Source organism: Anaerolineales bacterium (assembly GCA_015075625.1).
GTDB lineage: Bacteria > Chloroflexota > Anaerolineae > Aggregatilineales > UBA2796 > UBA2796.
Map to the genome: position 1 here is coordinate 1 of JABTTZ010000003.1, position 14,610 is coordinate 14,610.

At 54.3% G+C, this 14,610-nt stretch carries 9 protein-coding genes, 2 tRNA genes and 1 pseudogene; 8 read left to right on the forward strand and 4 right to left on the reverse strand.

Translation table 11 applies throughout. The features are described from left to right. The first annotated feature begins 48 nt into the window (after positions 1–48). From HS103_14170 to HS103_14205, 8 genes and pseudogenes are all read left to right on the forward strand, one after another. Positions 49–1,266: a hypothetical protein gene (locus HS103_14170; protein ID MBE7513947.1), complete on the forward strand. Its 1,218-nt coding sequence runs from the start codon at positions 49–51 to the stop codon at positions 1,264–1,266. Further along, positions 1,263–3,101 carry a hypothetical protein gene (locus HS103_14175; GenBank protein ID MBE7513948.1) on the forward strand — a complete coding sequence of 613 codons (1,839 nt, stop codon included), beginning with the start codon at positions 1,263–1,265 and terminating at the stop codon, positions 3,099–3,101. The genes HS103_14170 and HS103_14175 overlap by 4 nt, the downstream gene beginning before the upstream one ends. A gap of 46 nt (positions 3,102–3,147) precedes the next feature. Further along, positions 3,148–3,234, forward strand: a tRNA-Ser gene (locus tag HS103_14180). A gap of 29 nt (positions 3,235–3,263) precedes the next feature. Next, positions 3,264–3,350, forward strand: a tRNA-Ser gene (locus HS103_14185). Between the two features lie 534 nt (positions 3,351–3,884). Beyond that, on the forward strand, positions 3,885–4,445 hold the full coding sequence (locus HS103_14190) for a hypothetical protein (protein ID MBE7513949.1): 561 nt from the start codon (positions 3,885–3,887) through the stop codon (positions 4,443–4,445). A 239-nt stretch (positions 4,446–4,684) separates the two neighbouring features. Then, positions 4,685–4,954, forward strand: coding sequence for a hypothetical protein (locus HS103_14195; protein ID MBE7513950.1), 270 nt, complete (start codon positions 4,685–4,687; stop codon positions 4,952–4,954). Between the two features lie 419 nt (positions 4,955–5,373). Further along, positions 5,374–5,535 (forward strand): annotated as a pseudogene (locus HS103_14200) (transposase). Between the two features lie 284 nt (positions 5,536–5,819). Continuing rightward, positions 5,820–7,265 (forward strand): SUMF1/EgtB/PvdO family nonheme iron enzyme, encoded by a 1,446-nt coding sequence (locus HS103_14205; GenBank protein ID MBE7513951.1) that lies wholly within the window; start codon positions 5,820–5,822, stop codon positions 7,263–7,265. A 137-nt stretch (positions 7,266–7,402) separates the two neighbouring features. Here the strand turns inward: HS103_14205 and HS103_14210 are convergent, their stop codons facing one another. The 4 genes from HS103_14210 to HS103_14225 form a co-directional block, all read right to left on the reverse strand. Continuing rightward, positions 7,403–11,986 (reverse strand): alpha-hydroxy-acid oxidizing protein, encoded by a 4,584-nt coding sequence (locus HS103_14210; protein MBE7513952.1) that lies wholly within the window; start codon positions 11,984–11,986, stop codon positions 7,403–7,405. Between the two features lie 267 nt (positions 11,987–12,253). Beyond that, a complete protein-coding gene (locus HS103_14215; protein ID MBE7513953.1) occupies positions 12,254–12,598 on the reverse strand; it encodes a hypothetical protein in 345 nt (114 codons plus the stop codon). Beyond that, complete coding sequence (locus tag HS103_14220) at positions 12,595–13,548, reverse strand: site-specific DNA-methyltransferase (protein ID MBE7513954.1); 954 nt, start codon at positions 13,546–13,548, stop codon at positions 12,595–12,597. The genes HS103_14215 and HS103_14220 overlap by 4 nt, the downstream gene beginning before the upstream one ends. A 201-nt stretch (positions 13,549–13,749) precedes the next feature. Next, positions 13,750–14,610, reverse strand: a complete 861-nt coding sequence (locus tag HS103_14225; protein ID MBE7513955.1) for an alpha/beta hydrolase — start codon at positions 14,608–14,610, stop codon at positions 13,750–13,752.

Here is a 14,610-nt window from a genome sequence, read left to right on the forward strand (position 1 = left end):
ACCTTTGCACGCCAGGGGATCTATGTACGGCCAACCAGTATTCTGTGTGTGATCGATAAAAATGACAACATCCTGTACCAGTATGAAAATCGCTGCCCGCAGGGTTTCCCAACAGATCAGACCTATAACGCCTATGTGAGCGGCACCCCGGCTTTGGATCCGCGTATTGCGTTTATCATTAGCGATATTCTGGCGGATAACAACGCCCGCACCCCGGCAATGGGCGCAAACAGCCCGCTTAATACCGGGTCACTCCTGACCTCTGTTAAAACGGGGACAACCAATGATTTCCGCGATAACTGGACGATTGGATTTACGCATGATGTGGCGATTGGGGTCTGGTCCGGCAACAGTGATAATACACCGATGAACAATATTTCGGGCCTATCCGGTGCGGCGCCCATCTGGAATGACATTGTCAACAAAATATACCAGCGATTCGAGATGCCGCCGAGCGTGTTAAACCCGCCGCCGGGGGTATCGCAGCATCGTATCTGTGATATTCGGGGGCTCAGAGATCCTGCTCCTGCGGGATCATGTGGAGGGCGGAGTGAATGGCTGCTGGACAGCCCGCCGCTCATTCCTGACAGTCAGGGCAATCTTGTCCCCCTTCAGATGGACAGCACCCCATCTGTGCCACCCGAATACGGGCCGCGCCTGATCGAAGTTTCGCCGGATACCTATGAAGTTGATGTGCGCCGCCTTGATGGAAATCAGGCTAATCTTCTGGCAGCGCAAAATCCTGGGTTCGGGATCACACCGACTTACTGTATGGTCCCCGTCGAAGTTCTGGATGTGGTGATTGATGAACAGCGTCAGATTTTCATTGAGCCGCCACCGTTGGAGCAGGATCGCCGCAACGCCTATCAATATGCAGCCAACGCAGGGATTCCGATTTTGCCGCCATTTCCCTGTACAGGAGATACCCTGGCCGGGTTTGCGCCGGTTGCGCCCGGTGTGACCGCACAAATTGTATCTCCTACACCCGGACAAACGGTAAGTGGGAATATCCAGATTTACGGGGTCGTTAACTACCCGGATGGCTATTTCTTCGACTACTACAAAATTGAAGTGCGCGGTGGGCCTTTCCCTGATTGGACAACCATTGAAAATGTGCATCACAACGAAGTGCTGGAACCGGGTCTGTTAGAAACCTTCTATGCTGAATCTCTGCCGCCCGGCCCTTATGATATACGTCTGTATTTGCAGGGTGATCTGTTCGTTGAGCCCTATGTTGTTTCGATTAACCTGATACCACCGCAATGAACGAAAAGAACAACCGAAAAGCCGCCCTTGATCGTCAGATTCAACGGTTGGGACGGCATATTGACCGTCTCCAGCAGCGCAGCAATCGACTTTCGACGCTGCGCTTGCTTGTTTTTCTGATGGGTTTCGCTGCCAGTGTTGCCATTGGTCTGATGGATTTGCTCATTGGCTGGATGGTCGTTGTGACCTGGCTGGTGATTTTTGCCGTTGTGGTGCGTCTTCACAATCGACTCACCAATACCCTGACGCGCTACCAGCTTTTGCAGCAGCTAAAACAAACGCATGTGGCGCGAATTCAGCTAGATTGGGAGAAAATCCCGATGCTGGCGGTGGAAAACCCAGGCAGTAGCCATCCATTCGCTCTGGATTTAGATGTTTTTGGCAAAAATTCGCTGCATCAATTGATCGACACTTCGGTCTCCTATGAAGGCAGTTTGAGATTAATGAATTGGCTTCTGACCGTGGAACCAGATTACGCCCAGATTCAGCGCCGGCAAAACCTGCTTCGAGAATTGATCCCGATGAAACTGTTCCGCGAAAAGCTGATTTTGGCGGCAAGGCAGGTGGGGGAAAAACGCTGGCATGGGCAGCCGCTCATCAACTGGATGACCCAGGATGTCGAGAAGCCCATCTCCATGCATTTTCTGAGGCTGACCACCGGTCTGGCTGTGCTGCATGTAATCCTGTTTATCCTTTACAGTACGGAAATACTACCGCCAGGGGTGTGGCTCGCGGCTTTTGCGGTGTATGCCGCCGTGTATGGTTCTGGCTGGCGCAGCAACATGTTTGGGACAGCGAAATCGCTGCACGATTTGATCCGCCAGTTGAACGCTATATTCCGGCATGTAGAAGCCTATGATTTTCCGCATACACCCTATTTAAAGAGCTTGTGCCAGCCGTTTCGGGATCAGGAAACGCGGCCCTCTACGCTTTTAGAGCGTTTGAATCGTGTCTTAGCAGCGGCCAGCATTCAAGGCAACCCGATTTTCTGGCTGGCGCTGAACGTGATTTTGCCCTGGGATTTGTATGCTGCGTATGCGCTGCAAAAAATCCGTGCTGCGCTCAGGACCTCATTTGCGTGCTGGATGGACGCATTTTTTGAACTGGAAGCATTGTGTTCGCTGGCGAATTTTGCCTACCTCAATCCGGAATATACCTTTCCTTCCGTCGTAGATACTACTGAGGTGACCTTTAAAGGGGAACAACTTGGGCACCCGCTGATTTCATACACGGAGAAAATCTGCAACGATTTCTCGTTTTCCAGGTCAGGGGAAACCGTGATCATTACCGGGTCAAACATGGCGGGCAAGAGTTCATTTTTACGGACGCTTGGCTTGAATCTGTGTCTAGCCTACGCTGGCGGGGTGGTGAACGCTGCACATTTCCGCGTTTCGCTGTTCCGTCTGTTTACCTGCATTCGGGTCAGCGATTCGGTTACGGATGGGATTTCGTATTTTTATGCCGAGGTCAAGCGCCTGAAATCCCTGCTGGAAGCGCTTCGCGCAGATCATCCCTATCCTCTGTTTTTTCTGATTGACGAGATTTTCCGGGGAACTAACAATCGGGAACGGCTTATTGGAAGTCGTGCGTATATTAAAGCCCTGACAGGGCATCGAGGGGTAGGTGCGATCTCAACCCATGATCTTGAGCTGGTCAAGCTGGCAGATGATATCCCGGACGTGGTCAATAAACATTTTCGTGAACAGATCATGGATGGGCAGATGGTATTTGATTATTTGCTGCGCGATGGCCCCTGCCCAACCACAAATGCCTTGAAAATTATGGCGATGGAAGGGCTGCCTATCGGGGAAGAAGCGGTGCTTATTCCAAAATAAGCATTGACATGCCGGGCCGCTTTGCTATCATAGATTCACGCTCGTTGGAGCGATGGCCGAGTGGTTTAAGGCGGTAGTCTTGAAAACTACTGTGGGCGCAAGCTCACCGGGGGTTCGAATCCCTCTCGCTCCGCCTAACCGCGGCAGTTAACAATTGTATATGGGAAGGTGCCAGAGTGGACGATTGGGGCTGCCTGCTAAGCAGTTACACCCGTAAGGGTGTCGCAGGTTCGAATCCTGTCCTTCCCGCAGCTTAGGACGGTAAGCGAACCTTCCGTTCTGACGAAACCAGCAGCAGTCTTGCTGCTGGTTTTTGTTTTGCTATAACCCTGTCTTTCTTCTGCGTCGCCGCTGTCTCGTATCCAATTGCGAATATCCTGAAGATATGAGAACGGCGCACGCAGTTCCAGATTGATGATTCCCTCACAGTCAATCACGACCCGTGAGACGATGTGATGCAACAATTGTACTGACCCCCTGAGATTGGACACGCTGCTAAATGCAGTAGCATAGTCTATGAAAGGGAGGAGGCAGATAGGGAACGCTGCTAACCTCGCCAATTGAATTTCTTGAGCTATTAGCAATACTGAAAAAACGAGGAACAGCTATTGAGGATGTGAAGTATTCAAAATTATCCATCGGCCAAGGATTAAATCTTACAAAAGATTACTTTATCCAAGAAAGTGATGTAAAACAGTTAAATATATCATCGGAATCATTAATTCCATTTATAACCTCATCGGAAGGATCACCTTTTGAGGTTACACAGACCGATTACTCTTTTTGGTAGACCAACGGCAACTGTCAAAAGAGGAATTTAAGCAGTTAAGAGCAGCTAATTTCAAACCGTTTGACCGCAATGCAACTAGAAAAATTGAACCGATCTTGGTTCTTCCTCGTGGAATTGGCAGGCACTTTTGTGCCATAAACACAATATCTGCATTTAGCGCAAGCTATGTTGATATCTACGATGCGTGGGAGACCCCATCAGAAGAAGCGATGCTAAATTTGTGGTTATTCTTGAATTCTTCGGTAGCATGGCTAATTAGGGAAGTCGTTGGGCGAAAAAATCTTGGTGGCGGTATGTTGAAGGCAGAAGCCGTAGACTTAAAATCATTTCCCATCTATCTGAACTTTGGGCAATTATCCGACATTAGATCAATTTGTGATGAGTTACGAAAGCGTGAGGCTTTAGATACGGTTTCCGAAATTGAAACACCTGAACATAGACGGATTGATAAGATGGTTTTTGATTATCTCAATATTGAGTATAACCGTAGAATCGAGCTAATAGACTTGCTCAGAAAAAAGATTTTAGAACGTATCGAAAAATCGAAGACTTAAAATATGAAACACGAAGCCAAATTACTACCTCACCTTACGCACAGACCCTCACCCTCTAGCCCCTCTCCCGCGTAGCGGGAGAGGGGCTATTCGCTTTGGGAGGGGCGCTGCCCCTCCCTTACCCTTTTATGCAGGTACTCTCAGGGAAAATTACATTGCTTGCGTAAGGTGAGTTACTACTTGATAAAGCCATCAACCCCCTATTGCTCAGCGTCGATCACTTCAACAAAGCCTCTGATATGGGACGTGTTGAGGCGGTTTTGATTTTCCTTGACCACTCTTTTGAGATGCTGTTGAAAGCATCGCTTGTTGAGCGTGGGTCAAGAATCCGAGAAAAGCGGGCTAAAAACACGATTGGCTTCGCTCACCGCATCAGAAAGGCTCTCACAGAAAACGGTGTTCAATTTTTGACGGAGGATCAGGCACTCAATCTTCAAATCATCAATAACTATCGTGATGCGGCGCAACATTACCTACTCGATATTTCCGAGCAACTGCTTAGTGAGTAGCTAAAAATGCCAGTATATAATGGAAGCAAATAGTGAGTGAGGATAAAGCATGATGAATGTGCTTGAACGCGAGATTATCGAGAAATTTCACCAGCTAGACAAACCTACTCAGAGGCGGGTATGTGCGCTGATTGAGCAGATAACAGAGGAAATGCGTTCAACCGAAAAACAGAGGTCTTAGGTTGACTTCATCAATGCAACCTACAGCTCACTAGCTGATGACCCGTTGGATGAGATTGATAATACACATTTGCCGCCGCCAGCGCGTGATGAAGTCGAATGAGATACTTGCTTGACACGAATATATGCGTTCGTTATCTGAACGGGCAGACCGTGGCTATGCGGGTTTAGATGGTTGGCTGCTGGCACTCTGCAACTGGGTGTTGCAGGTGATCAAGCGCCCCAAAGCTACCTCAAGGTTCACTTTGCTACCCCGGCGTTGGGTTGTGGAGTGCACCTTCGCTTGGCTTGGTCGCTATCGTCGTTTGAGCAAGGATCATGAAACTCTGCCCACTTCCAGCAAAGCATGGATTTATATCGCTATGTGCTGTCTTATGCTGAAGCGTTTGGCAAATTTATGACTTTCCGTACACCCTCTTAGAGAATTCGATAGTTAAAACCCTACAACGCTGTCGTGATTTTCATACTCTTCATCGACATCCAGCGCCAACTTGTGAGATAATCTACTTTCGCTAAGCATGCTAGACGCGCAATCCCCCCGCCTCCCACAGAACCATGTAAAGACACACGGCACGCCCTGTCCGCATGGGGATATTCGGTGGCACGTCGCCCCTTGCCCCCCTTTCCCCATTCCAATGTACACTCTCCATTACCCTCATGTCTGCGTACCACCGAGGACGGCGTTATGACCTTGCCTGATGATGTTCTGACACGTGTTGCTGCGATGCTGCTGCCTCTGATGGGGGACACCCTACCCGCGAACGGAGACGACCTCCTGCGCAGCTTACCCCGCCTTGCCTATGCGATGCAGCGCCGCCGCACCGTAAAACCCGGCGAGGTGGCAAGCGCCCTCACGGTCATCCCCCGTGCGGAGGTCGTCCCGGCGATTCTCAGCGAACAACACCTCTCCCTGGCAGGCAAGGCAGCGATCTTGGAGACGGGGGAGGACGTCCGATTCACCAATCAACACCTTCAAGACTATTTCCTCGCTGTCTATATGATGGGTGAGATTGCGGCGGGACGGCTGCGGGCGGCGGATATTTGGAAACAAAGCGCTCCTGATGGGAGCATGGTGCGCACGCATTGGGAGGAGGCGACGATCCTCTTGGCGGGCTTGTACAGCGACGACTGCACACCCGTTTTAGAGTGGTTGAAGGACGCCAATCCCGAACTTGCCGCAGATTGTATCGTGAAAAGCGGGGCAGCCGTCCCACCAGCGACGCTGAATGCTCTCCACAGCGCATGGCTGCCGCGCCTGATCGATCCCAAGCGCGAACGCGATCCCCGTGCGCGGACGGCATTGGGGCGTGCGCTCAGTACAGCGGGTTTGGACAACCGTCCCGGCGTGTGTGATTTCGAGTGGGGGGCGGACTATTGGTGTCGTGTTCCGGCGGGCGAATTCACCAGGGGAAGTGGCGAAGATCCCGACAACCCGAACCGAATAGAGACGATATCCTACGACTATTGGATTGCCAAGTACCCTGTGACATGGGGACAGTTCACATTCTTCTTGGATGCTGCCGATGGCTACATGGAAGACCGCTGGTGGCAAGACCTGCACCCCGATGGGTTGAAACTGCGTGGCAAAAATGCCCTTCAACAATGGAAGATCGCCAACCACCCCGCCGAGACGGTGAATTGGTATGAGGCGATGGCATTTTGCTGTTGGCTGAATGCCCGTCCATCCGTCCTCCCCGCGCCATTAGGGGAAGGGGTGAACAGTGAGGACTACCTTCTACGCTTGCCCACCGAACAGGAATGGGAAAAAGCGGCGCGGGGGACGGATGGGCGTATCTATCTTTATGGCAATATCTTTGATAAAGCAAAAGGGAATGTCTATGAGACGGGGATTCGGCAGACCTCGGCAGTGGGTATTTTCCCCCATGGCGCGTCGCCTTATGGCGCCTTGGACATGAGCGGAAACGTCTGGGAGTGGTGTCTGAACGAGTATCAAACGGGCAATCTAGATGTCGGTTCGAGTGACCGAAAAGCCCTGCGCGGCGGGTCTTGGTGCGACGATCAAGACCGGGCGCATACCGCCTATCGGGTCAGCAATCGCCCGCTCAATCGACACAGCTACGTCGGTTTTCGGTTGGTGGTTGGGGTGCGCCGCCCTTCTCTCCGCGCCTGATCATGGGGCGTCCGAACGGGGCGGATGCGTAATCCCCTGCCCCCTCAGCCCACAGAGGGGAAAGGGGGAAAAGACAGGATGTAGGGACACAGCGTGCCGTGTCCGTATTTTGAGTCGCCCCTACGAAAACCGCCCCCCTACTCTGTCGCCACCGATTGATCGACCTGCAAACTGGCGGGGACGATCTTCACAAATTCTTTCTCCCACCGCGCTAACATTTCGTCAATCCGCGCTGCCGCCTCCGGTTGGTTGGCGTTAGCCAGCGCTTCGCGGTAGGCGCATAGCAAATCCATCAGGTTTTGCTCGTCGCCCCGGTCTGTGGGGAGGATTTTCACATTGGCGCCCTTCGCCAGCCGCCGCTTGATCGCCGCCATATCAAAGCCGAACTCTGGACGCAGCCGGAGATAGACCACGCCGCCTGTCATCCCGCTGCAAATCCATGGACCGGGGTCGCCCAAGACGAGTGCCCGCCCGGAGGTCATGTACTCAAAGGCGTACCCTTTCAGGTTGGCGCGGGTGGCGATGAAGCCCTGATCGTCACGGATTTTTTCCGCGATCTCCCCACCGATGATCAGATCAGCCCCCGAAAGGCGCACTCCGGCGCGGCTGTCGGCGTTTCCCTGAATGATGAACTGCCCACGCTGCGCCCCGTAAGCGAAACTCTTGCCAACGCTCCCGCCGACGCGCACGCCCTTGTGATTCATGCCCTTCAAGATGGCAACTTTCCCACCAAAGGCGCATTTCCCCAACCCGTCTTGGGTTGCCCCTTCGACAACGATGGTGACATCGCCGCCATGAAACGCCGCCAACCCGTTCCCCGGCACGGCGGAACTGTTGAAGTTGAGGGTGATTGACTCCGGGCGTTTTTGATCGCGGCGGAAGCTCACCCCATCGCGTGCGCCAAGCGTCAGCCCGTTGGCAAAGCCAAAACGCCGCACTAACGCCCCCACAAGGTGCGTCCCCAACGCCCGATCAATGCTGCTTGCCTCGGCGTCTTCGTAGGTGATCACGTCCTCGCCGGACTCAATTGCCTCGCTGACCATATCGGAGATGATCTCCGTCAGGTGGTTGCGCGGGCGGCGCAAGGCGCGCCCAATCGTCCGGCTAAAGTGCGGACGCTCCACGCTAGCGGCAACCGCCAGCAAGGGGGTCATGTCCAGTTGATCGGTCATTCGCGCTTGCAGCAGCAGATCGGCACGCCCGACAAGGTCTTGCAAGCGAGCAAAGCCCAACCGTGCGGTGATCTCCCGCGCCTCTGCCCCCACCGCCTCGAAAAGGTGGCGAAGCTGCCCAACGGCGTCCTCGTACACCTGCGGCTCAAACGCCTTCAAGCCGTGCGCAATCGCCTGCTCTTTCGTCTCAATCTGGGTGGTAATCCCCACATGACAGGTGTCCGTCTGGCACTTGCGGCAGATCGTACAGCCAATGGCGACCATCGCCATCGTCCCAAACCCGACGCGGTTTGCGCCGAGGAGGATCATCTTGACGACATCCGTCCCCGATTTCATCCCGCCATCGCACCAAATTTCCACCTTGTCCCGCAGACCTGCCTTCAGCAGGGCGGCGTGTGCCTCCACGACGCCGATCTCGGCGGGCAAGCCGACGTACTTTAGGCTGTGTTGGCGTGCCGCACCGGTGCCGCCATCGTAGCCCGTGATATTGATAATATCGGCGTTCGCCTTCGCCACGCCAACGGCAATCACCCCGATCCCCGGCACGACGGGGATTTTTACGGCAACTTTTACACGGGGGTTGCTCGTTTTCAGTTCCTCAATGAACTGGGCGAGATCTTCAATTGAGTAAATGTCGTGGTTGTTCGAGGGGGAGATCAAATCGACCCCGATGTTGGCATTCCGTGCCGCCGCCACCTTTGCGCTGACTTTCTTCCCCGGCAAATGCCCGCCCTCGCCGGGCTTTGCCCCCTGCCCAACCTTGATCTCCAAGAGGTACGACGAATTGATCAGTTCGGCGTTTACCCCAAATCGCCCGGAGGCGATCTGCTGCCCGCGATGGTGGGGGTACTTGCCGAGCATGTCTTTGATCTCGCCTCCCTCCCCATTCAGGCTGTACATGTCCAGTTGGAAAGCGGCTTCGGCATAAGCGCGGAAGGCGATCTCCCCTTGCGAGCCGAACGACATCGAGGAGATAATGAAGGGCAAGCTGTGGTGTCCCACCCCCAGTTCAACCTCATCGGCATCGACGCGGCTGTCGGGATCAAAGGCGAAATCGAGCGTGTGCCGAAGGGCGACGGGTGTCGTCCGTTCGATCTCGTTCAGGCGCTCCATGATCCCCGTGTAATCGACCTCCCCGCTGGCGACCTGCCCCGCCATTTTGTAAATGTGCGGGTAGATACGCGTCTCTTTGGGCAGCCGTGCGCCCTTGCTCTCCAAAATCTGCGTCCGGTTCTCCGATTCCCGTTGGAGCATTGCCCATGTCACGCCGCGTTCCGCCGTCCCCGCATAATTCACACAGCCCATGAGCTTGGCAACGGGCGTCGATAAGCCCATCGAGGCAAAGGTTTTCCCGTAGCCGCGTAGTTCGTGAACGCCCATTGTGGAAGTGATCTTCTGCAAGCCCTTTTCTAGTGCGGTAAAGAGACTCACGACGCGGTTGGCGCGGTCTTCCGGCGTCCCGCTGCGCATGACGGCGGTTTCGATCAGCATGTAAGGATTTACGGCATCTGCGCCAAGACTGACGGCGAGGATCACATCGTGCAGGTTGCGGATCGCGGCGCTGCGCAGGATGATTCCCGCTTTCCGGCGGCAATTCCGTCCGTTGGCATCGACCTTCAAGCGCAGCGCCCGATCCACGACGGCGAGGGCAAGGTGTGGGTCAAGCCAGCCGCACCCGTTCAGGAACATCCCCCCATCGTCAAGGGCGATCAACTGAGCGCCAGCTTCTAGGGCTGCCAGCGCCTCACCGGAAAGGCGCTCCAATGCGCTGTAGATCGTTTCTTCGGGGGCGCGGGCAGCGCTCAGGATCACGGCACGTTCGCCAAAGGCGGCGAGGACATCTTCGTAAAGCCATGTTCCGGCGCATCCGGCGGCTTTGGCATAATCGCCCGTGTCAAGGAGGGGATCACCGGCAATTTGCCCACCCGCCAAAACGGGCAACGCCAGTGGGATGGGCGCGGGTTCGTCCTCACCCTCGGCGCTGTTTAAAGACGGACGCGCCCCCAAAATTGCCTCGGTGCTGAAGTGTTCCGTCTCCCGCTCGCGGTCAATCGCCGGGTTGGTGACGACAGCGACGGCTTCCTTGAAATATTCGCTCAGGTTACGCGGTCCATCGTTGGAGAGCGCGGCAAGCGGTCCATCATAGCCTAGCGAGCCAATCGGATCGGCGGCTTTATCCGCCATCTCCACCGCAATATCCCGATCTGTCCGATACCAACCGACGGCTGCCCGCCATGCCTCGGCGCTGCCGGGGGCATCGGGCGGTATCCATGCCGGAGCGTTTGTCAGCGTGGGCGGCGTCTTGACGGGCTTCAACGCCCGAGCGCGGCGGAGGACTTCCCCGCGCACCTCTACATCGTTGAAAATACGCACTGTCGATCCGCGATGGATGGAGAGGGCGACCTTTTCACCGGGGGCAAGCGGGCGCGGATCGCGGACGTTCTGTTCCAACGGCACCACGCCTTGTTCAGAGCTAAAGAAGTAATCCTTTTCCGTCTCGCCAAACCACAGCGGGCGCAAGCCCATGGCGTCTACGCTGAACAAGCATTCATCGCCAAAGCGGGAGACGATGCCAGCGGGTCCTTGGGCAAAGGGACCCCACCCCATCCGGTAGCGGCGGTAGAGCGCCTGTGTCTCGGTGGGGAGGGCGAGCGCCTCGTGCGGGACGGGCGGAAAGGCGATCTCCATTGCCTCTAACAGGGTAAAGCCATAGGTGTGGATCAGCACTTCGAGCAGGCGGTTAAGGTCTTGGGAGTCCGATCCGTTGCGATCCAACTGTGTCCCAAGCATCCGCGCCTCTTGGCGCAGACGGGCAATTGTATTGATCTCGCCATTGTGACCGAGCAGCGAGAAAGGCTGCACGCGCTCAAAGGCGGTTTCGGTGTTCGTGCTATAACGGGAATGCCCAATAGTGATTGCCGATTGAAATTCGGGGTCGCGCAGGTCGGGATAATACTTGTAGAGCGTGTCCACATGCCCACGCACCTTGTAAACAACGCTGTGCGTGCTACAACTTACCACATGGATCACCAACTCGCGCTCGATGTGCATCTGGAAATCAAAGAGACGGGCATTCGCATCACGGGTATCCCGCCCGGGTGCAAAGCCCGCCATCTGCCAAAAGACAGGTTCTTGGGCGCGGGCGAGCGGACCCAACATTTCGGGGCGGGTTTGCCCCGCTTCGCTGTAGGTGATCTGCAAGATATGCAGTTTCGCCAATTCTTCAATCTTGGCGACGGTCTCTGCGGTGTTCTCCGGTGACAAAAAGAGGTGTAGCACGAAGAAATTTGGGTCGTTGGACAAATCGCCGGAATGCCCCTCCTCAATGAGCATCCGCCGCCAGATGATGCGCGGAATATCGGTCAGAACGCCACAGCCGTCGCCTTCCCCGGCGACCTCTCCCGTGCGGTGTCCCATCCGCGAGAGTGCGGCGAGGGTGCGTTTGACATTGCCGTGTGTCGGTTGTGCCGTCTTGCGGACATTAGCAATCAGGGCGCAGGCGTCACGTTCCATAAGGTATGGACGGTGGTTTTCTTCCGGTGGTGGCATAATCGGCATGGCGTTTACTCCCATCGTGTGGATGGTGGATGTACGAATTCAGGGTATATCTTGGTGAAACAAGGGAAAAAAAACATTAGGTGTCAGCGGACGCCAAAGCCCCATAGTGGGTTAATCTCACATAGGGCAGGTGTGGCTGAACAATAAATGAAGAATATCACAAGCGTAAACGAGGCGTATTCGGCACGATGCACATAAAATTTGGGATGGTTTAGTGCAATGTGCCTAGTGGGGGGTGAGGGGAAATTTAGAGAGAGATCATTCAGCGTCTCCTGTAACACCGATGATCAGCACAGGAACATCGATATCTGCCTCGCCGCGATGTTTCAAATCCCAAACAAATTGTTCAAAATAAGAGACACCACTAGACATTTCCGCTGCAAAATCACTCTGCGCTGCAAACTGGGCTTTATAGGCAGCATTTAGGTCACGTGGATTGTACAGCAAGCGCCCTGTCATCGTTTTTTCGAGGCTGATTTTGGTACGGTATTCGGCGCTACGAATTGCCCTAATGATCATTTTTATCTCATCAAATTCAGCCGAAAACCGCGTTTCGATCACCTCACGCCCACCCTTAAATGAAAACAAACCGCCGATTCTCATCCCTCCTCACCCCACTCTTTTGGCACTTGGGCAACCTTTTCGCGCCCTGTCGGTTCATGAATTGGCGTTCCAATAGCGCGAAGGCGTAGCTCACCACTGTAAAACGCAGCGATCCGCTCTTTTGCTAATCCTACATAGGCGGGTTCTTTTTCTGCCCCGATTGCCCGACGATTATGTTTGAGCGCGGCAATTAAAGATGATCCTACTCCAGCATAAGGATCAAACACGCGATCTCCCTCATTTGTCAACGCTAAGACGCATCGTTCGGCAAGTTCAACCGGAAATTGGCAAGGGTGAGGCGTTTTTTCAGAGTGGTTGGATTTCACATTGGGAATATCCCACATCCCCAATGCCCATTCATCCGCCATAATCTCCCACACATCTGAGGGGTTTTTTCCTTTGGGATTGCCAGAAGGCTTGCCGAGGTTGGGTCCCTTATAATGGCGTTTCCCTGGATATTTGGAGGGAACACGCACAGGATCAAGATTAAAAATGTAGTGATCTGATTTCGTAAACCATAAGAGTGTTTCGTAGCGCCCTGAAAAGCGCTTGGAGGCATGTAAACCATGCCCAAAATGCCACACAATTCGGTTGCGGAGCGCCAACCCTGCCCCTTTGAAGAGAGGGTAATAGAACATATCAAGGGGGAACACCTCTCCATCGTCTACGTAATTCCCTACTTGCCAACATAAGCTCCCATTTGGATGCAAGATGCGCACCAATTCGCGGATTGTCTCGGCTTGGGTCGCCAGATAGGACTCAATGGCGGTGCGCTTTTCATAGACCTTACCCAGATTGTAGGGCGGAGAAGTGATAATCAGGTTGACGCTTTGATCGGGTATGGTCGGCAGAAAACCGTTCACATCCCCTTCATAAAGGATGATCGCTGCCGTACTGTCATCGTGGTTGCTGATGGTATAAGGTGTAGGGAAAAGGGGGAGAGTATCCATATCCGATAATATATCATGAAAGAGGGACGGCTAAACCTTAGTCCGCCCATGTTGTCGTCATCGAGGGGTTGATGGCGCTGCCTTGTAGATAGGGGTAGGGTGGGGACGCCTCAGGAGGCGTCCCTACGAGGGTGCGGGCGGAATGGCGGGTAGCATATCAACACACCCCTAGTTAAAGCCGGGACACATCCCTAAAAACCATCATCCCAAGCGCGGAATCAAGAATCGAAAGGCATCGGGCAAGCGCCGCGCCCAGGCTGATTCATTGTGCAGCCCGCCTTCGTCCTCTACATACAGCAGATTTTCCCCATCGCGGTAGCCGTATGTTCGCAGAACTTTGGCAAGGCGCTGCACGCCCTGAAAGTAGCGCCTGTTTCCGTTCTTCCCACCGGTGATGAGATTCAAGGGCGAGGGGGCAAAAACATGCCCCTCTTTTGTCCCTACATCAAGATAAATCTTCCCGCCGCCGTGTGCCTTCGCCTCGATTGCCTCGTAAAGCCTTCCGCGCCCAAACCAATAGGCTGTGCTGAACGCCCCACACAAGCCAAACACTTCTTGGTGCATCAGGAATCCGTACAGGCTGATTAGCCCGCCCATCGATGAGCCAGCAATGCCCGTCGTCTCTTTTTCGGGAAGCGTTCGGAAATCGGCGTCAATGAGGGGTTTTAGAGTGTTGATGATGAAGCGCAGGTAATCATCGCCGCGCCCATCAGGAACGCCAGGGCGAGGTGATTGGTAGGGGTTCAATTCGACAATGCGCAGATCATTCATATGGGGAATACCGACGACAATCGTCTCAAGCCCTTCAGCAGAAAGTGCCGTCAGGGTTTCATCAACCCCCCACTCGCCAACATAGCTCGTCCGCGCATCAAAGAGATTCTGCCCATCGTGCATATAGATCACTGGGTAGCGCTTTGTCCCTGCCCCATACGAGGGCGGCAGCCAGACAAGAATATCCCGCGTGTTCCCTAATTCTGGGCTGTGAAACGCTTTGCACACGCGCAGGTCACCCGTGACCGTATGATCTTCTCTTGTCTCTTCATAGCGCAGCCAAAGGGTCAT